Source organism: Acinetobacter sp. WCHAc010052 (assembly GCF_002165295.2).
Classification (GTDB): domain Bacteria; phylum Pseudomonadota; class Gammaproteobacteria; order Pseudomonadales; family Moraxellaceae; genus Acinetobacter; species Acinetobacter chinensis.
Map to the genome: position 1 here is coordinate 2,166,476 of NZ_CP032143.1, position 26,721 is coordinate 2,193,196.

A 26,721-nucleotide genomic window follows, 5' to 3' on the forward strand; every position below is an offset into this window, starting at 1 on the left:
AAAACTTTTTTAAAAAAATGAAACGGATGAACACACTATGACACTTAAGCCACTGGCATTTGCTGTAGTTGCTGCGACATTACTGTCTGCATGTAGCTCTGCACCGATCAAACCCAATAACACAAAAAAAGATCCAATCGTTTTTACTGAACCAGATATTACTCCACCATTTTATGCTTTAAATCCATTTAATTACGATGCTCCACCTCTATTTGAAATCAACCTTCAGAAAGCGGCAGCTCAGCCTGTCACCAAAATGGTGGTGAGCAAATCAGATGATCCTTCAAAAACACTGACGCTGGATGTCAACCGCCTGATCATTCCAACTGTGAACAGCAAAGAACGCTCACTGAAATTTGCTGCACTTGCAGGTGAAAATGAAATTGATATTACAGAAATCGATGATTTTCTTCAGCTTGTAGAAGGTAAAGCACGTCATTATCCACCACGTTTTACTGAACGTCAGGAACGTAAGGGTTTTGAAGCAAAACTCAAAGAAGTTACTCAGCAGCTGGACACTCTGGCATCTAAAGACAATGCTTCATTTGATGTCTTAGTCCGTGCATTTAAAGCCAGTGTAATGGCACGTAACCTGGATTTAGGTTCTGTCTATACCACCAAGTCTCTGAACTATGCTCAGCGTATTCTGAAAATCAATAAAGAAGATGCTGAAGCAAACTTCTGGTTCGGTTTTGGTTTATCTGAAGGTGGTGGTCAGCGTGAAGCAATTCCTTATCTGGACAAAGCAATGAAAGCAGGTGTGCAGGAAGCTTACCTTTCAGCTGCCAACAACTACATTGCAATGGAACAGAAAAAGAACGCCATTCAGGTACTGAAAAACTATAAAATCAAATATCCTCAGGAAGCTGAAGTTGCAGACCGTCTGATTACTGAAATTGAAAAACAGGGTCGCTGGAATGTCTGGCAGGTACTGAACCCACCTAAAGCAAAATAAAACCTGAATCAAAAAAAAGACCGTCCAGTACGGTCTTTTTTAGCCTGTGAGAATTGAAAATTACTATTTTTACCGTATGCTTGATTAAAATTGGATAAATTCCGGAAATATAATTTATATATGCCAAATAACATGAATAAAATTATATGCCTAAGCATACTTTACGTTTCCGTACTGACAGGATGTCAGGTGGTCAGTGTTAAAAATCAGGCAATCAATGTCACGATCAGCAATGAACGTGAAAGTATCCTGACTCGGGATAAACTCAGTGAAGCCAGTCTCAATGTCCTCTCCATGACAGGCAGAGAAGCCAAAAGCTGTTCTGAAAAACCGGATGAATGTGTTTCATCATTAAAAGAAATCCGACAGATTCAGGATGAACAGCTGCTTTCAACTGCCAGTGAGCTTTATCTGTCAAAAGCACTGCTGCTTGAAAAATCTTCCAACTGCAAAATCAGCATACTCACGAAACATCAGTCTGCTGAAAAACAGCAGATACAGCAGCAACTCTATAACGATTGTCTGGATCAATCTTTGACCATGCTGGATAAAAGCATCCGGTACAGTTATGCCTATATGTTTAAAACCCAGCGTGCTCCTCAGGATCGTATTTTTGATAACAGACAGGTACAGATTCGGGATTTTTATAATCTGGCGATTGCCAAACTGGTTTCCACTTATACCTCCCGCTATAAACCGACTGAAGTCGCTGACACCATCGTCATAGGAAACAGTAAATATAAAATAGACTTCAGCAAATACCCGCAGTTACAGGGCAAAAAAATTGAGCAAATGATTTCGAGTTACAACCTGAACTTTTCAGGTTTACGCTCCATTAACCGTCGGGATGGTTTTGGCTCAGAATTTGTAGTCGTACTTCCCCACAGTACAGCACAACAACATGAAAAAGCTCAGTATATTATTGACCCTTTGAATCACAGATATCCTGGTGGACTCAACCCCAATATTCATCAGGCACAGTATCTGGCAACAACACTGACTGCAGAGCCTGCCCGGGCATCTACAGTGGATGAAATTTTAAATAACCCCGAATTTGAAATTAAAGTATACGATCCTTATAAATTTGAACAGATCAGCATTTCAGGAAAAAGCTATCCTCTTGCTGCCAACTTTTCCACACCTTATGGATTATGGCTGGCTGAAACCAATCTTGGGAAATATGCGTACTTAAGCCTGATAGACCGTGATGACAGGCTGACCATGCCGCACCTCTATATGCTCGAGCCCTATAATCCTGATAAAAAAGTGATCGTACTGGTTCATGGTCTTGCGAGCAGCCCAGAAGCCTGGATCAGGCTGACCAACGATATTATGGGTGACAAAGCACTGCGGGAACATTATCAGGTGTGGCAGGTTTTCTATTCCACCAATATGCCAATTATTGAAAGCCGTTTTCAGATCTATTCTGTCCTGACACAGGCATTCGGTCAGCTGAACAACGCTGAATCTGCAAAAAAAGATGCCGTACTGATTGGTCACAGTATGGGCGGCATTATTTCAAGACTGCTGGTCAGTGATGCTGATGTAACCGATAAAGCAATGAACTTAATGAACAACAGACAGTTGAACCGTTATCGAAAGCTGCCTATTGTGACGCAGCGGATGGTTATGAAGGATATTCCAAACTTCAGCCGTGCAATATTTGTATCAGCTCCACACCGCGGTACTGAATATGCTGACCGCTGGTTTACCCGAGCTGCCCGAAAAATCATCCGTCTGCCTGGTGCATTTCTCTCTGCAATTGGAGATACCTTACAGAATCAGAACCTTGATTTAAAAGAACTGGTACAACAGATTGATCATGGTCTGATTCAGAATGGACCAAGCGATTTAAGTCATGCGTCCAAATTTATGGAACTCACAGCCGATATCATGCCGTATAAAGGTATGACCTATCACTCCATTATGGGTAACATTACCAACAGTACTGATCCTGATATTATGACCGATGGCATTGTCCCCTATAAAAGTGCGCATCTGGATCAGGCAGTTTCTGAAAAAATCATTAAAGGTGGACACTCCATTCAGGAAACACCCGAAGCTGTGCTTGAACTGCGCCGTATTTTAAAACTGCACCTGGTTCAGCAAGGTCTGTACAAAGAGTAAAGGCTAAAGACAGCATTTACAGCGCCATAAAAAACCGAAGTCAGACTTCGGTTTTTTATTGAATATTTATCCCTGTTGAGCCTGTAATTTATAACAGTCATCCAGTGCGAGTTCATAATAAGCAAGCCCCTCACGTGCTGCATGAAATGCTTTCGTCTGCAGTTCAGGGCTGTGATTACACATTCTTTTAATCAGCTCTATCGCTTCATAAGGATGCAGGTCATCATAATGTGCATGCGCCCTTAACCATGCCAGCGAGCGTTTATTAATATTCACCTCAGGGTGTGACATATAACTTTTCACCCCTGCATAAACCTGCTTGCTCCAATCACCGGTTGCCCATTCTATGGCTAAATTGGTCGCCGCCAGGCATTCTGGCAATGTCGCTTTTAATCCCGTATGCCACAGAAAATGATTCACTGCATTCATTGCCGCTGGAGGTTGAACAGCATCCAGCTGTTCTACAGAAAGTCCAAAACCACCTGCCCAGTCTCTGTACCAGGTCAGATGCCTTTCTTCAACTTTAATGTTCTGGATCAGCCAGTCACGGGTTTCCGTCACCCCTGGCGAGGCAAAATCAGTAGCTCTGGATAAAGCCAGTGCCATGTAGGAAGGAAAATGAGCAACGAGCGGATAAAAATTCAGAAGCGCATATCGGAAACATTCAAGTTTCAGTTCACCAGATGCCATATCCCTGAAAAAGGGATGCTCACTGATTCTGTTTTTGAATGGTACAAGATCATCCCAGAATTTCTGCGACCATTCTGTATGAGGTGTTATGTCCAGTTCAGTGCCATAATGACGCAATGCAGTAGTCATATATCAATCCCTTTAAATTTTTATTTTAGTTTTATCAATTATTACAACAAACCACTATACAGGATGATTTCTGATTCAACTATATCCAGTCAGCTATGTTTGACGAAAAAACTGTCAGCTTTTCACAGTACCTTTGATTGTCAGTTTTTTTTCATATAGTGACTTGTTTATCCTTAAATTTATATGTAATAGTATGTAAAGATAACTGTCCAATAAACGCTTTAAAATACCAGCTGACAGATTATCAGAACTATAAGTAACTTTTGAATATGATAAAAATGTGAGCCAATATGAAACTGGAAGGTTCAAAGCTTTTAGACAGGACGCAGTTGAATGCACTGATAGCAAAGGGATTAAATTACGTCCATTTTTCGCCTGCGCTTGAACCTACCTATAGGCAACAGTATAAAAATGAAGCAGCATACGAGTTCCGTTTCCGTGGCCCGATCATCTTCTTTCTTTACGCTTTTCTCAGTTACGGTATTTTTCAGGTTTTACCTGATGGTGAAATCACTAAACAATGGTTTTCATACTACGGATGGGTTGGCATCATTATTCTCGGTGCATGGGTTCTATCTTTTTTTAAAACATTCAACCCTTACTTTGACCTGTATACCTGCCTGGGTTCTATTGGTGCGGTCGCCATTTCATTTATTATTATTCCTATTATTGGTAAAGAAAGTAACGATGCCCTGCTCCATGCTGCCATGATGTATGCCGTTGTGATTATTTACGGCTTTGTCGGCATGCGTTTTTATACGGCATTTATTGCTGGATGGGTCGGTGGTCTGATTGCCATTGTTGTTACTTTATGGCTGCATTTTGATATTGACTGGACCGCACTGAACCGTACTTATACCTTCAGCAGTATTCTGGGTATGTCACTTGCCTATGCCATAGACCGTCAGCACCGTGAAAATTATCTACAAAACTGTATTATTGCTCTGAATCAGCAGGAAATGACTCAACAGGCTGAGTTACTTGAACTGCTGTCACATCAGGATCCATTAACAGGTCTGGCAAACCGGCGTTATCTGAACGCCGTACTGGATAAAGAATGGCGATGGGCGGTCCGTTTTAAAAAACCCCTGACCGTCATGATGATTGATATTGATTATTTTAAAAATTATAACGACTCACTCGGACATGTCGCAGGTGACCGATGCCTGCAGCAGATTGCCACTGTTCTGAGTTCCATTGCTTCACGCAGTAAAGAATGTGCAGCGCGGTATGGCGGTGAAGAATTTATGCTGGTATTCCCTATGACCTCAACATTTGAAGCTAAACGGATAGCTGATCTGCTGATACAGCGGATAGTAGATCTTGAGATTCCTCACCCCTCCAGTAGTATTTCCAGTCAGGTTACCATCAGTCTGGGAATAGTCACGATTGTTCCTCAGATGAACGATCAACTGACTGAGTTTATCAACAAAGCTGACCAGACTTTATATGAAGCAAAAAGTCAAGGACGCAACCGCTATAAAATCGCATCATGAAACCCAACACCTGAGTTCAGGTGAATCAAAATTCATTAAATACACATAAATAATCTGTAAAGCTAGCTGTAAGATGTACTTATAAAGTACATCTTACACTTAGAACAGAGGTGGTCCCACTTGTTTGAACAACTAAAAGCGTATTTATAAGTGATATTCCGCTCTAGTTAAGCCACCTTGTTTTGTTGGGGTAGCTGATCATAGTAAAACTCATTTGGTGTCATTTTGTCTAGACTCGAATGAGGTCGTTTCAAATTATAAAACTCAAAATATGCACTTAATTGCTTTTTCGCATCTGTGACACTGCTATAAGCTTTGAGATACACCTCTTCATATTTAACGCTCCGCCATAATCGTTCAACCATCACATTATCTACCCATCGACCTTTACCATCCATACTGATTTGAATGCCATTTGATTTCAATACATCAATAAATGCATCACTGGTAAACTGGCTGCCTTGGTCTGTATTAAATATTTCAGGTCGACCATATTTTTCAATCGCTTCATTTAAAGCCGAAATACAAAAATCCACCTCCATACTAATCGATACTCTATGCGCAAGTACCTTGCGGCTATGCCAATCAATCACAGCACATAAATAAACAAAGCCTTTTGCCATAGGGATATACGTTATATCCGTAGACCACACTTGATTACTGCGCTGAATAGCCAATCCTTTGAGCAGATATGGATATTTACGGTGAGCTTGATTAGCCTGGCTTAAATTTGGTTTGCAATATAACGCCTGAATACCCATTTTCTTCATTAAAGTACGTGTATGACGTCGTCCTATATGATGTCCTTGACGATTCAACAAATCACGCATCATACGACTGCCTGCAAAAGGATATTGCATATGTAATTCATCAATACATCGCATCAGCTTCAGATCTGATGCACTCACAGGTTTTGGGCGATAGTAATAACAACCACGGGAGACTTTCAGCAGCTTAGCTTGCTTAGATACTGAAATCTGAAGTGAGTCGTCGATTAACTTTTGTGGTTGAAGCGGCCCAGTTTCTTCAACACACCTTCTAAAAAATCAATTTCTAATGCCTGCTCACCGATTTTTGCATGTAGTTTTTTTAGATCGATGGGTGGTTCTGTTGGAGCTTTTGATTGATCGAAAGCTTGCGAGGAAGCTGAGATCAATTGATTTTTCCAGTCAATAATTTGGTTTTGATGAACATCAAACTCAGCACTCAATTCAGCAAGTGTTTTTTCTGCTTTAATCGCAGCAAGTGCTACCTTAGCTTTAAAATCATTTGAATGATTTCTTCTTGGTCTACGTGCCATAAAATACTCCATATATTGATGTTTATAACATCATTTGAGGAGCAGAATATCACTTATAGGAGTTGTTCAAATTTACGGATCCATCTCTGAACTATTTATTCACTTTTTGATGGGGCGGTATTGAGTATAAGTATTTTCATAAGATTTTTATCTATTTTCAATAAAGGACACAACCTGTCTCCCCTATATTGCAATATAGCCTCACAAAACAAGAAAACTAACTTGTTCAATTGGAGCTATATATGAAAGGCACTATTTTAGATTTTTCAGTTCAAACCAATACTGGGGTAATTTCAGGGGATGATTCCACTCGCTATCACTTTGCAGGGAGCGAGTGGAAAGAATCTACCGTACCGCAACGTGGTATGAAAGTAGATTTTGATCTTAACAATTTAAACCAAGCTGTTGCTATTTATAAGGCTTTAACCAATAGCCCTACTTCTTCAAATACCCTTAGCACAGAAAAATCAGAAGAAAACTATAATCTTTTTGATTGGTTTCTGAAATGTTTAAAAAATTATGCCAATTTAAGTGGTCGAGCTAGGCGTAAGGAGTATTGGTTCTTCCGTTTAACCGTATTTTTATTGGTTATTGCAACAACCATTATTGACGCAATATTAGGTACAGAAGTTATTTTTACAGGTTTTTTTATTCTGGCAACACTTATCCCTGACTTGGCTGTATCTATACGCCGTTTACATGATACAGGTCGCTCAGGTTGGTGGTTACTGATCAGCTGTATTCCATTGATTGGGATTATCCTGTTAATTATCTGGTTCGCTAAAGAAGGAGAGCCTGAACCAAATCTTTATGGTAATTCACCTAAATAATTGCTCAGTAACGAATATCAGAAATTAAAAAATTCTCCTTAATAAGAACTATTGAGGAGAATTTTATTTTGTAGCATATTGTAATAGCAAATTAATTTTTTCTTCTAATTTTCGCCATCATTTCCTGCATCCGTTCAGAACTACTTAACATCGTTTTTTCAGCTTGCTGCTGTTCTTGCATTGTAGTCCTTAAATAATTGCTATTATCCAAAGCCTCTTTAATTTTACCAATACATGCAACTGTATCAGTATAACCTTGTTCAATCCATTCATTGATCCGACTAGCATCAAACGCTAATAAATCTTTTACTCCATCTCGACTAATCTCTTTTTGTGGGCGAATTTCCACCACAGCTGTATCAGGAAAATTATGCCTATCCCATAAAGAGCCATCAGATAAATGACTAACAATCACTAAATTACAACCTGCCTCAACTAATGGTGTAATCGGTGTATTACCTTGTACTGTTTTCCACCCACCCTGTCCACCATCTGTATAAAAATGATCACCTACTTTCTGGCTTTCATAGAGTAATGGTAAAGCAGCCGAAGCCATTAACGCATTTTTCCAATCCTGCTCTGAAAACTGCTGTAAGCAAAAGAACTCTGATGGGAGTGTATCTTTTATATCCAGCATTGCAGCAATACACCCCACAAGATCAATCAGCCCACCATTACTTTTATAAACAGAAACATATAATGGCGTTCCACGTTGTAAATCCTGCCAGTTGAGATACTCATCAATCAGCGCTGTAAGTGGTGAATTATCCAATACACTATCTTTACCACCCAACTTTTCTTCAAGGCTTTTCAAAAATTCAGGATAAATATCAAACTGTTTTAATAAACCCTTTACACTGCGATAAGCAATATAAGGCAAAACATTTGTCACATTTAAACGTAAACCAAAACTTGCCAACAGTACTAGATATGAAGGTACAAATAAATTTTTGGACTGAAATTTAAGTGGTGATTGCTGGCTTAAAGTTTGCCATACTCTATTTAAATGCTCATATCCTTGTTGCATGGAATGACTGGCTGCTAATAAAGAACCATTTAATGCACCTATACTCGCCCCTGCAATTGCATCAGCTTGGATACCATACTCTGCAAGTGCCTTTACAACACCCACATGATAAGCGCCTTTTGCACCACCACCTGATAGGACTAAACCTGTTTTAATTAATTTTTCCATTATCTCACCCCAAACATTTCGTTTAATGAATGGCTGGCTAGTTTTTCAGCCGTTAAAATACGAGGTAAATATAAGGAAAGCTGTTCAGGCTGCTGTGAAGCAAAATAATTTAATGGCATTTTATCTATATCAGTCCAATCCCCCATATAAGCATATGTTTCTTTTAAATCAGAGTTAAATTCAATACTTTGTTTAGCCCATTGTAATGGGTGTAAAAAGTCATTTTTCCCTATGCTCATATCCTTTTGCAAACATTGTATTGCTTCTAAACGAATACGCTGTTTTAAATCCTGAATGGATTTCTTTGCTTCATTTTTGAGATGATATTTTTGATAATATTCACCAAAATCTCCCCAATAGAGTCGCTCTAAGATCGTATAAAGTCTTAATAGTGGAGATACCTGATCAAACTCATGTGCTTCCCATTGTTTAAATAACAAGGTAATTTGTCTTTCTGCTTTATTCTCTGCTTCAAGCAAAGATACTCGTTGATCTAATCTGTCACAACGACCATGCAGATTTACAGATAACTCTTCTAATAAATATCGAGTCTCTATACTAAATCCTGCTAAATCCGTTACGGCATCCTGAACCTCAGTAATTTTTTGATTAGCAAGTTGAATCGCTGAAAAACCTAATGTTAGTTCTTTGGTTAAACTATTCAACCATTCAAAAGCAGCGTCTAAACCAGTGGTTAAATTCTGATTAATTTGTTGCTGACGTTTTGCCCCAACACCTGTAAAACTATCCACTAGGCGAGCAACCTTACCTAATCTAGTCGATTGAACTCTGACATGATCTTGCGAAACTTGGATACTATTTGCAATTTCAATGACAAATTTATCTGCCAAACATGGCAATAGTTGTGATACTTCTTTCATTTCAGCAATCCTCTTAAAGGCTGTGATTTAAATCACAGCCTTTTGCTTATATTCTGCCTCACAGCCTTTTTTTAGCTCTTCCAATCGCTCCAATACATTTTTCGTAGGTTGCTGAACACCCTCAATTTTTGCTCTTAGTTGATCTTGCTCCAACTTACTTTTTTCTTTATCTTTTTTACTCTGCTCAATGTCGCCACTTAAATGTTTAACTGTTTCGCTAAAAGCAGCAAAAAATTGGCTCGATGTATTTTGCAGAGGAATATTGATGTCCTTATTAATCGACTGATTCAAGGCAGTTTTATTATTCACAAAGTTTTGACTGACCTCAGTTTTAATGACTTTCATGTCAATTTTATATTCTTTAACTTTATAATCATATTCCTCATATCCCCAATCATTATTTAGCTTACTACCAAACCAACGACTAACACCTGAAAACATTCCTGTTTTTTGTCGTAACCCTGTTTTTGTTGCTTCACTTTCAATTAAAGCATTATTCATCAACCGAGCTGGTGATAAATTTAAGGCAAGATTTTTACGAGGAGGCAAGTTAAAATTAAGCCCTTTAAATCCACTTTCCTGTAAGTGACTTGCAAGTTTCTTTAACTCATCATTTGCTTTTACAATGATATTATGTTGAAAGTTATCTTCAAATTTATCAAGCAATGTTTTTAATTGCTTTTCAATATCTGCATTCATGTTTTTACTTTCAACATCAATTAAATTTGCAATACCTTTCACAAACTCAAGTGCTTGCTCTTTATGATCACCAAAGTTAATCACTTCACTATTTTTTTCTATTTTTACATTTCTTCTTACTTCGTCTGTTACGCTTTTTACCATGCCGAATAGTAACTTTCCCAAACCAGAATCCCTTTTGACTGGTTTCTGTTCATCTGCTTTTAAGCCATCCACAATCATATTGGCATTTAATACTTCTTTATCTAATTTTCCTTGTATCTCGGAAAATTTATTATTTAAAATAGTATTTAAGCCTTTGGCAAAGTCATCCCTATCTTTCTTTAAAGAGGCTTCTGCCTCTCTTTCTGCATTTTTAATTTGGTTAAGACTATGATCTAAATCTTTAATCAATTTATTCAGTTTTTGAGGATCAGCATCTAACCCTTGTCCACGTAGTTCAAGAACATTATTAATTTTATCTGCAAGATCAGATAATTTATCTACAGCCGATTCCACAGTAATAATAGCTGCATTATCATGAGCAGTTTTAATAATTCCCTCTAATGGTTCACTAAATTTAGAATCTGACCACAAATCTTCAATTGCATCAGCAATGTTTTCAGGAGTACGTTTAGACTCTCGGCGTAACCCTGCTTCATCATAAAAATCCTCTACCCAAGGGAACTTTTCACTAGAAGGTAGAGAACCATCTTCTAAAAGTTCATGTTTTGCACAATTTGCTAAATAGCCATATCGAGCTGAAACAGGGTAAACTCGATTTTGTTCTATTAATTTCTCCGTCAAATTTTCAACCAATTTTTTAACAGCATTCTCATCTAATCCATTTCTATCGTTATTATCAAACTTATTGACTAAAGCATAAATTCGATCTTTTGCAGTTTCTGCAATTTTAACCAATTGTTCGATGACTTCTTTTTCAGCTTTTGATTTAAATTGCGTATAATCCACAACTGCGATAACAGCTGATGCTTTTTTTAGCTGATCTTCTAACATATTGAGTAAGCGATCAGCTTGTCCTGCTTCATTTGGTCCTGGGGTATCCAACAGGATTAAACGACCTTTTTTATCATCTACCTCTTTTAAATGGCTAAACTCAATATCAATAATTGGTAATTGATCAACCTCTTTATATTTATCAAATGGGAACTCTAAATTAAACTCTGGAGCAATCCGCACCAAATCATTTATAGATTTTAAAAATTCAAAAATTTCTTCTGCACCTTCGGCTTGATTAATGATTTTTTCTTTTCGTTGAATACGTTCAATCAATGGATATAAATCCTCATCGTTTTTTAATTTTTGTACAGCTTTAGCATTAGCCTTAATATTTTTATCCAAATTTTTAATGAGTTGATTTAATGGTGCTTGAGCTTGTTCAGTAAAAATCAGTTTGGGTTGCTTTTGACCTTTGGTATGACGGATAAGCGTTGGAATTGCAGTCATAGGTGCATTACGATTCGGCAGAATCTCAGTTCCAACAATAGCATTAATCGTGGTTGATTTACCTGCTTTCATTGTACCAACCACAGCCAAAACCATTTCCAGTTGTTGTAGCTTATGTGCTTCACCATCTAACACTTCAATATATTTCAATGCAGAATCCTGATCTAAAGTTTTTTCTGCCTTTTGATCTGCCTGCTCAAGTAGTCCTGTATCCAGCATTTGCTTCAAAAGAACTTTTTCAAGTTCAACGATAGCTAAAGCCTCTTCCTGTAAAATATCTATTTTTGCACGATTCATTACTGTTCCCCCGATTAAGGATATAAAATTTAAATTTTTCAACCCAATCATTGAATATTATTCAATCAATAAGTTTTGTGACATTAATCATTGGATAATATTCAATTTAAATAATCTCGTAATTCATTTTCCATCTCATCCTGTAAATGTTCAGGACTCACAATTTTGATGTGCGGAATCCAATAACGGACTAAAGGCAAAAGTTGGGTGTGATGCGCAATCCGACTGGATATAATAAGCCCACCATCATTCAAGGATTTTATAATATTTTGCTCAGGTAATAGAGAACGCTGTTTAAAATGCAATGCTACATCAGTATGAACAGTTAAAATAACCTCAAACTTTTCCTGCCCAAACCAGATACTCTCTTCATCTTCAAGTTGCTTAATAATCTCTTGGTTAGGCGCAAACCCAAATAATTCATGAGGGTGGGTCGATAATTTAATCCGACTTAAACGATAGGCACGAAGTACATTCTTACGCACTGCTGCCAAATACCAACAGCCATGATGATGGACGAGTTTATAAGGCTCGACTACACGAGGCTCACCTTTATATAAAAAGCCAATTTGTTGATGCTGGCGAATAGCTCGCCCAAAGACCTCAAACAAAGTCTCAAATTGTGAAGCATCTTCAACAAAGTATCCCTTGGCATCATAAACACGGTTATCCAGCAACTCACGGATAAACGACATATCAAGATTAGGATATAGATGTTGAATCCCTGAAATTCGAGCAAAGGTTTGTATATCTTTAAGTTTTAACCTACCTAAATACATTGGATCTAAATAGAAATATCGTCCCTCATGATGAATTGGTAATTGACAACTTTCCAATCGTATCAGATCGCGTCGAATTGTCTTGGAATGGACACTGTATATTTCTGCCAGCATCTTTACAGCCAGTTTTTCCCCAGAATTCAACCTCGTTAAAATATCTATCAAACGATTGGCTAAAGTCTCATTTTTTTTGTTTGTAGCTTTTTCCATAACAACCTGCGGCTTTCATTTATTACGTTGCAATCATTATTCATTCATCAAGTGACAGGTTGTGTATACATTTCACCCATTTGCTTGAATTATTTAAAAAATTCACTTCTTTTTTTGAAAAACGAGAAATATATCATAAATATACCTAATGACAAGAAGTATCAATACAGAAAGAATGTTTGCCTTATGGATCAGCTTAAAAACCAATGTAAGCCACAGAATTTCACCATTCAAAGTCTTGCCACACATATGGTACGACTAAACTTATTTGTTGCAAAAGTAGAATAAAGCGAACGTCGTTGAGTTTTTATATTACACTGCTCCTGGAATTGATTCCCATGCGGGTATCGACCTGATTCTTAAATACTCACTTTCAGATTCTCTTTCTCATAACTAACTCCCACCTATCCTAATACTCCACAAGGACAGGTTGTGTCCCTTTTTTAGAATGAAACAAAAAATAAGGCTCTAGACCAACAGAATAGTTTAATAGGTGCTGATAAAAATGGAGACTTTAACTTGAAAAAATATAAATACTCATCAGAATTTTACCATGAGAAAAAAACAAAAAATTTACACGACACTGTTTATAGCAGAAGCTATAAAAGCGATTGAAGCCAATAAGAGTAATGTTTCAGAAACAGCAAGATAACTTGGAATACCTACATCCAGACAATCTGAGGGATGATTATACTTAACCGTGTTGAAAGATATTTATACAAGAACAGATTCTGAGCTATAGCCTGACTGAATATATGGTCGCACAACCTGTCTGTAATACATTAAGTATGACTATTCCGAATTAAAATCCCCAAAAAGTCTAATTACTTAGACAGAGGCAGTCAATATTACGGCCATAAATATTGTAATATGATTGAAAAAATAGCTTTCAAGATTCAATGAATAAAAATTGACTATTACGACAATATAACCATTGAGATTTTTTGGAATATACTCAAAAAAAATTAGTTCATCATTGCAATTATAAAAATAGGAAAAAATATAAATATTATAACATACATTGAGCCATTTTATAATTATCAGTGAATTCAAAAAGGATTGGATTTTAAAACACCAAATCAAATGACAAAAGATTTTATAAGTTAGTTGCCTAGAACCTCTCAAATCGAAGTCGCCTAATTTTTCAACATATATCATTATATCCCCTTGTTATTTATTCCCCCATTAATATCAGCAACCCTTTTTGTGAATACGCATTGATTTTTTTAGAATGATATATCTAAGAGCCTACGAATAACGCTCATACGCTTTTGCTTCAATTCTGACACAGAAAAAAGTACACTAAAATGTATACTTTTATCCTGAATTGAATCAGATTTATCCAAATATGGTTAAAACTGATCAGACAGTTAAACCTTCAAAACATATTTATTATTTAAAGACTTAGCATACATGAATAGCACAGAAACAATGGCTGATCTTTCCTCCCATACCCCTATGATGCAGCAATACCTCAAAGTGAAAATGCAGCATCCGCACTCATTAATGTTTTATCGTATGGGTGACTTCTATGAACTGTTCTTTGAAGATGCACATAAGGCTGCAAAACTGCTTGGCATTACTCTGACACACAGAGGAAAAGCAAATGGCGAGCCTATTCCTATGGCTGGTGTTCCCTTTCATGCTGCTGAAGGTTATCTGGCGCGACTGGTCAAAAAAGGCGAAACCGTTGTTATCTGTGAACAGCTGGGTGAAGTCACAGGAAAAGGACCTGTCGAACGGGGTGTCGTCAGAATTATTACACCTGGCACACTGACAGATGATGCTTTACTTACATCACATCAGTCCTCCAATCTGGTTGCTTTATGTTTCCATCAGAATCAGGTCGGTATAGCACTACTGGATCTGAGTGCAGGTATTTTTAAAGTCCAGCAGCTGGAATCAAAGCCTGAACAGCTTGTGATTGAACTTTCCCGCCTGATGCCAAGCGAAATTGTCATTGATGAAAATATCGTTGATCCCAATATTATTTCAGATATTCAGAAACAGCTGGACTGCCCTGTATCCAAACGTCCAAATGTCGATTTCAACCTGAATAATGCTCAAAAAACACTGTGCAATCAGTTGGGTGTATCAACCTTGTCTGGCTTTGGCATTGATCATTTTCCTTTAGCAAAAGCAGCTGCTGCCGCTTTGATTCATTATGCCCGTGAAACACAGCGGACGGCTTTGCCACATATCCGCTCCATTCAGCTGGAACAGAGCAGTGACTTTATCGCTCTGGACCCTGTGACCCGACGCAATCTGGAACTGACTGAACCACTGTTTGAACATGGCACATCGCTGTTTGAACTGATCAACGACTGTCAGACGGCTATGGGTGGTCGTCTGCTCAGCAGAACACTGATGCAGCCATTACGTGATACCAAAATACTGGATACACGGCTGGATGCCACGACTGCCCTGATTAAAGGATTTCATGAGTCTCCTCTGCGTGATGTTCTCAAGGAAATAGGCGATATTGAACGTGTCCTAAGCCGTGTTGCTTTAGGCAGCGCCCGTCCACGGGATCTGGTGCAACTGCGTCAGGCATGTGCCCAGCTGCCCGTACTGAGACAGGCTCTTCAGCCTGTTCTGAGTACTTCTCAGACAGGGCTGCTGTATCAGCTGAATGAAGAACTGGGGGATTTCCACGGCTTACATCAGCACCTGCTTTCTGCAATTGTAGAAAACCCACCTGTATTACTTCGTGATGGCAATGTAATTGCAGAAGGTTTTGACAGTGAACTGGATGAATTACGCAAAATACGTGATCATGCAGGTCAGTTCCTGATTGATCTTGAAATTCAGGAACGTGAAAATACCGGTATCAATACGCTCAAAATCGGTTATAACCGAGTCAGTGGTTACTATATAGAACTGACACGCGCTCAGGCAGAACAGGCTCCAGACCACTATATCCGCAGGCAGACCCTGAAAAATGCTGAACGCTACATCACACCAGAACTGAAATCTTTTGAAGACAAAGTCCTGTCCAGTGAATCACGGGCGCTGGCTCGCGAAAAAATTCTGTTTGAACTGCTGCTGAATGAACTGCGCGATGATATTGGTAATCTGCAGATGATGAGCAGTGCCATTGCTCAGCTGGATATGATTGCCAATTTTGCACATCAGGCAAGACTGCGTAACTGGTGCAGACCCGAATTCAGTCCTGAAACCGGAGTTAAAATTACTGCCGGCAGACATCCTGTTGTTGAAGCTCTGAGCAAAACCACATTTACACCAAACGATACTACGCTGGATTATAACCATCGGATGGTGATTATTACCGGTCCGAATATGGGCGGTAAATCGACATTTATGCGTCAGACGGCACTGATTACCCTGCTTGCATACTGTGGCAGTCATGTTCCTGCTCAGTCAGTACGACTGGGTCCGATTGACCGGATTTTTACCCGTATCGGTTCTGCTGATGACCTTTCCACAGGAAAATCCACGTTTATGGTGGAAATGACGGAAACCTCTCAGATCCTGCACCATGCCACCAGCCAGTCACTGGTGCTGATGGATGAAGTTGGACGTGGTACCAGTACCTATGATGGTCTGTCTCTGGCATGGGCATGTGTGCTCGACCTGAGCCGGCGCATCAAATGTTTATGTCTGTTTGCTACACATTATTTTGAACTGACTGAACTGGGCAAAGAATCCGGCATTGATAACTATCATGTCACTGCCAAAGAACTGAACGGCAATCTGATTCTGTTGCACAAAGTCCAGCAGGGTCCAGCCAGTCAGAGTCATGGTTTACAGGTTGCCAAGCTGGCAGGCATTCCTGCTTCTGTGATTAAAGAAGCACAGAACCGACTGAAAATCCTGGAAAAACAGCAGCATCAGCATTTGAATCATGCAGTTCAGAATGATCTGTTTTCTGAACCTCATGAACCTCAAATTGTGGAACGTATCATTGAAACTGAAAAAGCATCCCCTGCGCTCGATGCGCTGGAACTTCTGAATATCGATGATCTTTCACCACGGCAAGCCCTTGAGCAGCTGTATACATTAAAGGAACTGCTGAAATCCTGAAAATAAAAAAGACCCTGTTATCTGCAGGGTCTTTTTTTATTTATAAATACTGAAAGGAAGCTCATGTAACTGCTTTTCTTTAAAAATGTTTTGTATATGCATTTTTTATATAAATAAAAATATTCTTTGCTTTTTCAGACAACTTTCATGAAAAATCGGGCTATAGTGGATAAAAATTGTGCGGATTGCTCTGCTCAACCATAAATAAAACTGATTCAGCAGGAACTCGTATATTAATTATCAATAAAAGGAATTGTTAGTTCTGTGTGTTTTCCCTAAAATACGTCATTATCAATTAGAACCATATTTTTAGGTAGCTGTCGCCATGACCTTTGTTGTCACTGAAAATTGTATTAAATGTAAATATCAGGACTGTGTAGAAGTTTGTCCAGTTGACTGTTTCTACGAAGGTCCTAACTTCCTGGTGATCAACCCGGATGAATGTATTGACTGTGCGCTTTGTGAGCCTGAATGTCCTGCCAATGCCATTTTCTCTGAAGATGAACTGCCTGAAGGTCAGGAAGTGTTTATTGAACTGAATGCTGACCTGTCTCAAAAATGGCCGAACATCACACAGATTGGTGACCAGCCTGCTGACCGTGAAGAATGGAACGGTAAAACAGACAAACTCCAGTATCTGGAAAAATAATTAAAAAAAGATCAGCACCTGCTGATCTTTTTTTATACCTAAAACACACATTTGATTGCAATATTTCCAGATTTTCTACAAAGATTTCGATTAGAATAGCGGGAATATTGATAAATACCTGATTTGCATAATGAAGCATTTTTTGAAGGCTATGCTGACTCTCAGCATCGTTCCTGCCATTATGATTGGTTGTACAACCTCTCCTCAAAAAGGCAAAACGATTTCGACGCCGAATGGAAAGCGCATATTTATTCCTCAGGAACAGGTGATCTACAACCGCCCTGTTCCTCCAAAAATAATTCCATATTCCTATAATGCCTGGGTTCAGGTCAGTGATAACTTACGTCAGATCCGTGAGTATGAAAACTTCCTTGAACGCAATGGTGTGGGCAACATCGTTCCTGCATTCGAATTATTACGTACTGCCCGCGACTGGCAGAAATGCGGCCGTTCCCAGTATATGATTCCTAGCCGTGAACTGTGGGCAAACCAGGTTCCGACACTGCGTGTATTCAAATACCTGGTGGCAGCAAAAGTACTGACCGATTTTGAAGTGACTTCGGTTTATCGCGACCTACCTTTAAATCAGTGTGCTGGTGGTGCAGGTTCTTCACGCCATCTGTTCAACTCTGCAATTGATTTCAGGATTGGGCCGCAGTTTCCACAACCTGAAGATTATGCATTTATTGAAAATACCAAATTCCGTCTGTGCCAGTTCTGGGCTCAGCATGGTCAAAGCCTGAATATGGGACTTGGATTATATGTTTCGGGACAGATTCATATTGATACGCAGGGTTACCGCACCTGGGGTCCTGATCTGAGTCGGAATTCATCCATGTGTAATTACTGATAATGTTAAATTTAAAAAGAGACCTTTGGGTCTCTTTTTTGTGCAGTGCAATTTCATCAAAACTGACAGTAAAAATTGCACTCTGAACGGAAAGGTATAAAATGCTCAGCATCGCAACAAAGGTAAATGAATCATGCAACAAATGTGGACAGATATTGATCAATACATCGAGTCACATTTAATTCCAGAAGACCCTGTTCTACTGCAGACCCTGAAAAATACAGATGACAGAGGTTATCCAGATCACCTTGCTGTTGCAGCGAACCAGGGTATGCTTTTACAGATGCTGATTCAGATGAATAACTGCAAACGTGTACTCGAACTCGGCACTTTTGCTGCATACAGCACGATGTGGCTTGCCAGAGCACTTCCTGACGATGGCTATATTCTGACCATAGAAGGACGTGACACACATGCTGCACTGGGTCAGGAAAATATTGATAATGCTGAACTGAAACAGCAGATTGAACTCAAAGTTGGTCGCGCTGCTGATATCATGCGTGCTCTGCCTGAAGATACTGAGGCTTTTGACTTCATTTTCATTGATGCCGATAAACAGAGCTATCCTGAATATCTTGAACTGAGTCTGAAACTGTCGCATTCAGGTACAGTGATTTTCCTGGACAATGTTATCCGTGCAGGTGCCATTCTGGAAGACAGCAATCATAAGCCAAGTATTGAAGGAATTCGTGACATGTTCAGTGCCATGCAGAATCATCCAGCAATCCTTTCCTGTACCGCACTGCAGACTGTTGGCAGTAAAGGTCATGACGGTTTTGCTTTAGCTATTGTGAAATAAAAACCTGAGCCGGATAAAAAACACTCATATCCAGTAATTTTTTTAATTTTAGACACTTAGATATACTGTCCATATAGTTATCCACATATTATGAGGATAACTATGAACAGAAGAGCATCAGTATAGATAATTTACTCTAATCAATACTGAACACTATATCTATTTGACCACCAGTAATGGAACCAGGGAATTTCGGAAAATCGTCGTGGTGATACTCCCCAGGAAGAACTGGTGAATTTTACTGTGGCTGAATGCGCCGAGCACTATTAACTGTATACCATGTTCCCGCTGATAATCCAGGATATTTTCCGCAACATCTCCATATCGGTATTCCACCACCACATCCAGTCCTGCATTTTTCAGATACTGAGAAGGTTCATTCAGTATTTCAGGATGATCACCCACATACAGTAAATGGCACTGCAACAGTTTCAGCAGATCACTCTGTGCAATGCGTTTCATCATCTGCACACAGGTCGGTGAATATTCATAGGCGAAAATGAATCGTGTCGGTGGCTTAAAGGTTTCTCCAACCGTCATCACAATACAGTTGGCACCACGGATAAAGTTTTCAACGTTACTGCCAAGTGATTTATTTTTTTCAGCCGATTTTTCCCCAACACGACCAATAACAACAATATCATCCTCTTTCAGTACATTGAAACTTTGCTCAAGAAAGTCACCTTTCTCCTGAAGATGTGTTGTATCCAGGTCATATTTTTCTTTGATCAGGGATGAAATGTGATCCAGCAGATTATTACTGTAGCCCAGTGCCAGTTCACTCTGTTTCTGCTCTAGTTCCGCCAGCTCTTTGAGCAGCATGGCATTACTCTCAAAACCAATGACGCCACTGATCTCCCCAAGATGATAGCTGGCCGGATAATAATCCAGCACCTGCAACAGGACGAGCTCCCTATGGGTTTGTGTTGCAATCCAGGCGGCTGCTTCTGCCAGTGCATTAATGCATGGAGAAGAATCAATACATGCAATTACCCGCTTCATTTTCGCCTCTCTTTCGCCACATCAGGCTTTCAGGTCTCTTATGTTTTTAACTTATCACAGTTAAAAAAAGGATTGCACACATTTATGTAATTAATCACATAAAAAAATTATGGATTAAAGTTATTCCCTGAAACGGATAAATCGGGCTGGATTCCCTGCCACAATATTTTTTGCTTCAACATCATGGGTCACCATACTGTTCATGCCCACCACGGCATAATCATGTACAGTCACTCCGTCTTTAATACCGACATGAGCACCCAGCCAGACATCACAACCGATCTCAATGCCTCTGGAACGGACAGGCTGACAGTACACAGGCTGTTCCAGATCCATCCCATGATCAAAAGCATACAGATGGCAATAAGCTGCTATACGTGCCTGATTGCCTATTTTAATTCCTGCCCGTCCACCATCCAGGATGCAGTGATGATTCAGTGCGACTTCACTGCCAATATCGAGCGGTCCATGCAGAGTACAATCAGCTGCAATAAAGGTATTATCTCCGATTGTGATTTTTCTGCCTGGTTCTGCAAAAATATGAGCCAGTGGTGAAATAAAACAGTTCTCACCAATTTCAACAGTTTCCATGGACATCAGATACTGCTGATACTCATTCTGCCATTGCTCAGCCCAGACTCTGTTTTTCTCTTTCAAGCTGTAATACAGCCACGGCATATAGTTCAGGCGGTGCTTATGCTGCTCTCTGTATTTCAGTAATGGATCGCTTTCAGACATTTTCTTCTTCCACTATTTTTAACTGTGCCCGTCCACGACTGATATCCTGAATTTTAACGGCAAGTGTTTCAATCTGATGTAACTGCACCAAAGCCGTTACACACACGCCATCCGCAGTATATTCTTCACTGAATTCGATCTGCTGACTGTTTAATTCATACTGAAAAATTGACCATTCAGAAAACAGACACTGAAACCAGACTTTCTTTTTTTCAATCAGTTCAATTTTTTCTGCCAGCAGCAGACATTGCCCTGCACATCCACCATAAGCTCTGACCAGCCCACCTGTACCGAGCTTTATGCCACCATACCAGCGGTTTACCAGCACCAGAACATTGGTCAGCTCATTCCCTTCAATGGTTGCCAGGATTGGACGCCCCGCTGTCCCAGATGGCTCACCATCATCATTAAAACGGACATTGTGCCCAATTTTCCATGCCCAGCACTGATGCGTGGTTGAAATATCACGATACTCATCCAGAAACTCTCTAACGGCTTCCTCGTTTTCTACAGGGACAGCAAAAGCCTGGAAACGGCTTTTTTTTATATCTTCTTCAAAACTGACCAAAGAGGAAATCGTGTATGGCATATAAACTGGTATCTGACCTGAATAACAGAATTATACCCTGAGGTCTGTATATCCACCATCAAAGCATAAAAAAACCTCCTTTGAAGGAGGTTTTTATTTACTGTTAAAAGAATTAACGTTCGCGTAATGCTTCACGTGCTTTGTTAAATGGTTTGATCAGATAATCCAGTACCGTTTTTTCACCTGTTCTGATATCTACTGTTGCCACCATACCTGGCGTGATACTGAAGTGTTTGCCCGCTTTATTCACCAGTTTATCTGAATCTGTACGGATATAGACCCGATAATAAAACTGATCCTGCTTCACTTCATCACGGATGGTATCCGGTGAAATAACAGTAACATGTCCTCTCAAGCCACCAAAAATGGAATAATCATAAGCCGTAATTTTCACCAGAGCTTTCTGACCTGGGCGGATAAATGCAATATCACGCGGTGAAATCCGAGCCTCGATCAGTAACTGATCATCCAGCGGTACAATGGTCATCAGCTTGCCATTCTGAGGAACGACACCGCCAATTGTCATGACATCAACTTCTTTCACCACACCTCGTACAGGTGATTTAAACACTGTACGACTTAATGTGTCGGACTTCCCCCGAACAACCTGTTGATTAGTCTCAACATCCGTATTTGCTTTGGAAAGTTCTTCCCGTGATTTTACATAATACTGGTTACGGATATCATTCATCTGATTACGTAATTCATTTGCCTGACGCTTCAGACGCAGAACCTCAACCTCACTGGCAGCACCTTTGGCAACCAGTGGTTCCGTCATTTTCAGTTCCTGTTCAACCAGTGACAAAGCCTGTTGCAGACCTGCTGTAGACTGATCAAGATTTGCACGGCGCGAGTTGTACAGCGCTGTTTCTTCCTGAACCAGTTTTTTGTCTGCCATGACTTCTGGCGGAAAATTTAAGGCTGTTCCATTCACTTCAGCTCTTAAACGGGCAGATGTTGCTTTGGATGCAATCAGTAAAGACTCCGTTTCACCAACATTGGATTCAAACCGTGTCGGGTCGAGTTGCGCAAGCACCTGTCCTTTCTGAACAATTTCGCCTTCTCTGACATTCAGTTTGGTCAGAATACCACCGTCAAAAGACTGTACAACCTGCTCTTTTGAAGTGGGTACAACCTTACCTGTCCCTTTGGAAACTTCTTCCAGCTTAAACAACCATGCCCAGGTCAGCAGAGCCACAAGCCCAATACCAATAATCCAGATAAACATGCTTGATCTGGGTAATGGTGGTTCCAGCTCAGTGACTTTCATTCCACGGCTTATTTCTTTTTTCTGTTCGCTCATGATGAAGCCCCCGAATCTTTTTGTTGCTGTGGCTGGTTCTGATTCAGAATCTGCTCTTTAGGTCCATCCATGACAATTTTACCGTCATTGACCACCAGTATGCGGTCAACCAGCTCCAGTACTGCTCTGCGGTGTGTTGCCACAATAAGTGTCCGGTTTCCAAGCCATGTTTTTAAATGCTGAATCAACTGCTGTTCTGAAACATCATCTATGGCAGCGGTAGGTTCATCCAGCAACAGAATATTGGGTTGTCTTAACAGCAGTCTTGAAAGAATCAGTGCCTGGCGCTGACCACCTGAAAAACCAATACCACCTTCCAGAATAATATGGTCCAGTCCCTCTTTTTTCTCCTGAACAAAACTCAATGCACCCGTAATGGACAGTACTTTCAGAATTTCTTCATCAGTTGCAAGAGGCGCACCCAAAGTCAGGTTTTCCCTGACCGTTCCATAGAACAGATAGGCATTCTGATTCAGCAGCCCCATATCACGGCGCACATCTGAAGGATCAATCAAAGAAAGATCAACACCATCCAGTTTCACCTTACCCTGGGTTGGGAACTGCATACCAGACAACAACTGCAGAAGAGTCGATTTACCTGCACCATTGCGTCCGAGAATCGCAATTTTTTCACCAGGTTTAATCATCAGCTTACCAATGGCAATACCGTAACGTGAGTCATCTTCTGAATATTTAAATGCGACACTGGTTAACTCATATTCACCGTTCAGCACAGGTTTATGAATCAGGTGTGCCCGATCAGGCTGATCCACGGGTCTTTTCATCAGCTCATCAAGACTCATTTTCGCAACTTTTGCCTGCTGAATACGTCCAAGCACCCCTGCCAGCTGTGAAATCGGTCCAAGCATACGTGATGATAAAATTGAACAGGCTACCAGCGCACCGGTAGACATTTCACCTTTCATTACGGCATAACTACCGACCAGTACCACAACCGCAAATGTCAGACCCTGCAGTTTCTGTGTCCATGCTGTCAGTACACCCACAATTTTACGCTGACGCATTGCGATATCAGCAGAAATTTCATTCATATGATTCCACTGATTCTGAAATTTAGCTTCCGCACGTAAAAGTTTAATGTCTTCGATACCCTGAACAGACTCAACAAGCATGGCATTACGTATCGAGCTTTCCCGCATACCTTCATTTGCCAAACGGGCTAAAGGCTTCTGTACCAGAATACCAGGGATGATCATCAAAGGAATTACAGCAACTACAACCCAGAAGACATGCCCACCAATGACCCAGAAAATGGCAAGAAACAGCAGGAAAAATGGCAGATCAGCCAAAGCTGTAATCGTGGTTGAGGTCACCAGTTCACGCACACCTTCAAGCTCACGGATCTGAGAAATAAATGTCCCTGTAGACTTTGAACGCTCATTGTTTTTAATCCGAAGCGCATGCCCAAAGACTCGATCTGAAATCCGCAGATCTGCACGCTTTCCAATAATATCTGACAGATAAATACGGGCAACCCTGAGAGAAAACTCAAAGATCGCAGCAATCAACACACCTGAAAACAGAACCCATAGGGTTGGAATGGACTGAGCCGGAATAACCCGGTCATAGACATTCATGGAGAATACAACCGTCGCCAGCGCCAGAATATTTGCCAGCATGGATGCAAACATAATGTCGATATAACGGCGCCAGTCCCTCAGTACAATGTCCCAGAACCAGCTGGACTCATAAGGTTTGATGTATTCATCCACACGAGCATCAGGAACAGATTTTTCTGGACGGATAATATAAACCGAGCTGACGTTCTGTGAGAGTTCATCCAGCGTCAGGGTCTGATTCAGCCCCTGATCGCCACTGAACTGTAAACTCACATTACCGTCTATATCCAGTTTATCGACAACAGCGACCTGACCATCCTTAAATTCAGCGACAATGGGCAATCTCCACGGATTGACCTGATCCACACTGAAATCAACTTTACGGGCACTCATCCCCATCTGACGGGTCATCAGGGACATAATATCATCGGTACTCTGATTAGGATTCCAGTCCAGCTGCAAACGGATACGTTCTTCGGATGCTTCTATGCGATAATGTTTCGCAATCGTTAAAACTGCCTGTAACCAGGGTTGATAATTTATTGTATTGTTCATGGCTGTATCTCAAACCCCTGGATCGAAATATTATTAAGGTCATAGACATCTCGTGAACGCCCTGTCACTGCAATATATTTGATAATTGCGGCATACATGTCATAACGGGCATTTTCAATTTCAGATGCTGAACTGTGAATGGTCTGCTCCGCAGTCAGCAGATCCACAGCAGAGCGTGTACCCAGCTTATACTGCTCCTGATACAGCTCTTTGGTCCGGATTGCGGTCTGCTTACGGGCAACAAGAACACTCATCTGCCGCTGTTTATTTTCAATTTCTTCTCTGAGTAAACGGACTTCATCCTGTACATCCAGATAGACTGCATTCACCTCAGCCTTTGCGGCTTCTTCGGCATAACTGGCTGCACGGGTCTGCGAGGAAACTGCTCCACCCTGATAAAAACTGCTGGATGCTTCAAGCATAATGGAACTATAGAAGCCATCATCTTCGTTGTTGTTTGGATTGACACCATTAACAGCCTGGCTGAGTGAACCTTTTAAATTCAGGGTCGGATAACTGCTGAGTTTAACCTGTTTTTTCTGAAACTTAGCCACTTCAACAGAAGCCTGGGCCGCGATCATTTTTGGAATACGATTAAATTCAGGGTCCTGATACAGTGCAGATTGCTGCACAATACGGTCAGGAATATTCCATCCAACATTACTGACATCGTAGCCGAGTAAAGTTTTCAGCTTCTGTTTATACTGATTCAGTAAATTCTGCTGAACAATCAGATTGGACTGTGCCGCTTCAAGATTGGACTGTGCCTGCACAGGATCTGCCTGCGTACTGATACCCGCTTTTGCCCGTAAATTTGCAATTTCAGCAATTCTGGAAATACCATCAATCTGTTGCTGTGCAATCTGCGTGATCTTTTTATACCGCTCGGTATTCACAATCGCACTGGCAGTCTGCAGTGCTACATCATCCAGGCTGACCAGCACCAGTGCCTGTTCAGATGCCAGTTTTGCTTCCTGAACATCCACAGCACTGCGGATTTTACCAAAGTCATAGACCATCTGAGTAGCCGTAATATTGAAGAGCTGTCTGCCGCGCTCACCACGGGTTAAATCAGCCGTACTCACCCCACCTGAAATCTGTGGGTAATATCCTGCTTTTGCAACATCAATATTTGCACCCTGCGCTGCAAGAGTTGAAAGACTGCGTGTAACATCTGGACTGCGCTGCAAAGCTCTCAGAATGGATTCATTAAAACTGAGCTGAGGAGCTCGCTGTACATTGACCGTCCTGGAGTTCTGATCCAGAACCGGAAAATTTCCTGTCAGAACAGGCAGATCATCCACTCGTGAAGTATCGACCTGAAAATTACTGAGTTTCTGAATATTTGCCTGATTGACATTTTTCACAGGCTTAGGCGCAAGTAACTGCGATGCTCCTGTTTTAATGGAATCCACAATACCCTTTGTGGTTTCAGCATGCAGCATCTGTAGAGGTACAATGCAGATAAGGCATTGAATCCCTTTAGTGACACTGAATCTCAGTTCCCGTATTTGATATTTTTTTTGCATGTTTTAACTTGATATCATGTTATTCTGGTATTTTAACGTTTTTATTCAC

The 26,721-nt window shown here is 40.3% G+C and carries 20 protein-coding genes; 8 read left to right on the plus strand and 12 right to left on the minus strand.

Going from position 1 to position 26,721, the window contains the following annotated elements; genetic code table 11:
* The first annotated feature begins 37 nt into the window (after window positions 1-37).
* Together CDG61_RS10845 and CDG61_RS10850 are read left to right on the plus strand one after the other, a co-directional pair.
* Window positions 38-955: an ABUW_2363 family tetratricopeptide repeat lipoprotein gene (locus tag CDG61_RS10845; protein ID WP_087550883.1), complete on the plus strand. Its 918-nt coding sequence runs from the start codon at window positions 38-40 to the stop codon at window positions 953-955.
* Window positions 956-1,075: 120 nt separating this feature from the next.
* Window positions 1,076-3,082 (plus strand): lipase family alpha/beta hydrolase, encoded by a 2,007-nt coding sequence (locus CDG61_RS10850; RefSeq protein ID WP_416240687.1) that lies wholly within the window; start codon window positions 1,076-1,078, stop codon window positions 3,080-3,082.
* A gap of 66 nt (window positions 3,083-3,148) precedes the next feature.
* On the opposite strand, the gene CDG61_RS10855 is transcribed toward CDG61_RS10850, so the two are convergent.
* Window positions 3,149-3,901, minus strand: a complete 753-nt coding sequence (locus tag CDG61_RS10855) for a TenA family transcriptional regulator (protein ID WP_087550881.1) — start codon at window positions 3,899-3,901, stop codon at window positions 3,149-3,151.
* Window positions 3,902-4,191: 290 nt separating this feature from the next.
* Between CDG61_RS10855 and CDG61_RS10860 the strand changes: the two genes are divergently transcribed.
* Window positions 4,192-5,397: a GGDEF domain-containing protein gene (locus CDG61_RS10860; RefSeq protein ID WP_087550880.1), complete on the plus strand. Its 1,206-nt coding sequence runs from the start codon at window positions 4,192-4,194 to the stop codon at window positions 5,395-5,397.
* A 167-nt stretch (window positions 5,398-5,564) separates the two neighbouring features.
* Here the strand turns inward: CDG61_RS10860 and CDG61_RS10865 are convergent.
* A protein-coding gene (locus CDG61_RS10865; protein ID WP_223155595.1) for an IS3-like element ISAba14 family transposase occupies window positions 5,565-6,697 on the minus strand; the annotation gives its coding sequence in 2 pieces (ribosomal slippage) (window positions 5,565-6,445 and window positions 6,445-6,697; 1,134 coding nt in all).
* A 242-nt stretch (window positions 6,698-6,939) separates the two neighbouring features.
* Here CDG61_RS10865 and CDG61_RS10870 point away from each other — a divergent pair.
* Window positions 6,940-7,527, plus strand: coding sequence for a DUF805 domain-containing protein (locus tag CDG61_RS10870; RefSeq protein WP_087551666.1), 588 nt, complete (start codon window positions 6,940-6,942; stop codon window positions 7,525-7,527).
* Between the two features lie 91 nt (window positions 7,528-7,618).
* On the opposite strand, the gene CDG61_RS10875 is transcribed toward CDG61_RS10870, so the two are convergent.
* The 4 genes from CDG61_RS10875 to CDG61_RS10890 form a co-directional block, all read right to left on the minus strand.
* Window positions 7,619-8,722, minus strand: a complete 1,104-nt coding sequence (locus CDG61_RS10875; RefSeq protein WP_087551667.1) for a patatin-like phospholipase family protein — start codon at window positions 8,720-8,722, stop codon at window positions 7,619-7,621.
* The gene (locus tag CDG61_RS10880; RefSeq protein WP_087551668.1) at window positions 8,722-9,603 is read right to left on the minus strand and encodes a diguanylate cyclase regulator RdcB family protein; all 882 of its coding nucleotides are present in this window, start codon (window positions 9,601-9,603) and stop codon (window positions 8,722-8,724) included. The genes CDG61_RS10875 and CDG61_RS10880 overlap by 1 nt, the downstream gene beginning before the upstream one ends.
* A gap of 27 nt (window positions 9,604-9,630) precedes the next feature.
* Window positions 9,631-12,045, minus strand: coding sequence for a dynamin family protein (locus CDG61_RS10885; RefSeq protein WP_171405602.1), 2,415 nt, complete (start codon window positions 12,043-12,045; stop codon window positions 9,631-9,633).
* 101 nt (window positions 12,046-12,146) lie between these two features.
* Complete coding sequence (locus CDG61_RS10890; RefSeq protein WP_087551670.1) at window positions 12,147-13,034, minus strand: helix-turn-helix transcriptional regulator; 888 nt, start codon at window positions 13,032-13,034, stop codon at window positions 12,147-12,149.
* 1,413 nt (window positions 13,035-14,447) lie between these two features.
* Here CDG61_RS10890 and mutS point away from each other — a divergent pair.
* The 4 genes from mutS to CDG61_RS10915 all read left to right on the plus strand — a co-directional run bounded on the left by mutS (window position 14,448) and on the right by CDG61_RS10915 (window position 19,376).
* Window positions 14,448-17,078 (plus strand): DNA mismatch repair protein MutS, encoded by a 2,631-nt coding sequence (gene mutS, locus CDG61_RS10900; protein ID WP_087551672.1) that lies wholly within the window; start codon window positions 14,448-14,450, stop codon window positions 17,076-17,078.
* A 325-nt stretch (window positions 17,079-17,403) separates the two neighbouring features.
* Window positions 17,404-17,727: a ferredoxin FdxA gene (gene fdxA, locus CDG61_RS10905; RefSeq protein WP_086197921.1), complete on the plus strand. Its 324-nt coding sequence runs from the start codon at window positions 17,404-17,406 to the stop codon at window positions 17,725-17,727.
* A 130-nt stretch (window positions 17,728-17,857) separates the two neighbouring features.
* Entirely contained in the window at window positions 17,858-18,577 is a 720-nt protein-coding gene (locus CDG61_RS10910; RefSeq protein WP_087551673.1) for a D-Ala-D-Ala carboxypeptidase family metallohydrolase, read from the plus strand.
* A gap of 133 nt (window positions 18,578-18,710) precedes the next feature.
* Window positions 18,711-19,376, plus strand: a complete 666-nt coding sequence (locus tag CDG61_RS10915) for an O-methyltransferase (protein ID WP_087551674.1) — start codon at window positions 18,711-18,713, stop codon at window positions 19,374-19,376.
* A gap of 159 nt (window positions 19,377-19,535) precedes the next feature.
* Here CDG61_RS10915 and CDG61_RS10920 read toward each other — a convergent pair whose 3' ends face one another.
* The 6 genes from CDG61_RS10920 to CDG61_RS10945 form a co-directional block, all read right to left on the minus strand.
* Complete coding sequence (locus tag CDG61_RS10920; RefSeq protein ID WP_087512554.1) at window positions 19,536-20,378, minus strand: universal stress protein; 843 nt, start codon at window positions 20,376-20,378, stop codon at window positions 19,536-19,538.
* Between the two features lie 120 nt (window positions 20,379-20,498).
* Window positions 20,499-21,116: an acyltransferase gene (locus CDG61_RS10925; protein ID WP_087551675.1), complete on the minus strand. Its 618-nt coding sequence runs from the start codon at window positions 21,114-21,116 to the stop codon at window positions 20,499-20,501.
* Window positions 21,109-21,705: an IMPACT family protein gene (locus tag CDG61_RS10930; protein WP_087551676.1), complete on the minus strand. Its 597-nt coding sequence runs from the start codon at window positions 21,703-21,705 to the stop codon at window positions 21,109-21,111. Before CDG61_RS10930 ends, CDG61_RS10925 begins: the two co-directional genes overlap by 8 nt.
* A 112-nt stretch (window positions 21,706-21,817) precedes the next feature.
* Window positions 21,818-23,008 carry an HlyD family type I secretion periplasmic adaptor subunit gene (locus CDG61_RS10935; RefSeq protein WP_087551677.1) on the minus strand — a complete coding sequence of 397 codons (1,191 nt, stop codon included), beginning with the start codon at window positions 23,006-23,008 and terminating at the stop codon, window positions 21,818-21,820.
* A complete protein-coding gene (locus tag CDG61_RS10940) occupies window positions 23,005-25,143 on the minus strand; it encodes a type I secretion system permease/ATPase (protein ID WP_087551678.1) in 2,139 nt (712 codons plus the stop codon). Before CDG61_RS10940 ends, CDG61_RS10935 begins: the two co-directional genes overlap by 4 nt.
* Window positions 25,140-26,672 carry a TolC family protein gene (locus CDG61_RS10945; protein ID WP_087551679.1) on the minus strand — a complete coding sequence of 511 codons (1,533 nt, stop codon included), beginning with the start codon at window positions 26,670-26,672 and terminating at the stop codon, window positions 25,140-25,142. Before CDG61_RS10945 ends, CDG61_RS10940 begins: the two co-directional genes overlap by 4 nt.
* Window positions 26,673-26,721: the final 49 nt, after the last annotated feature.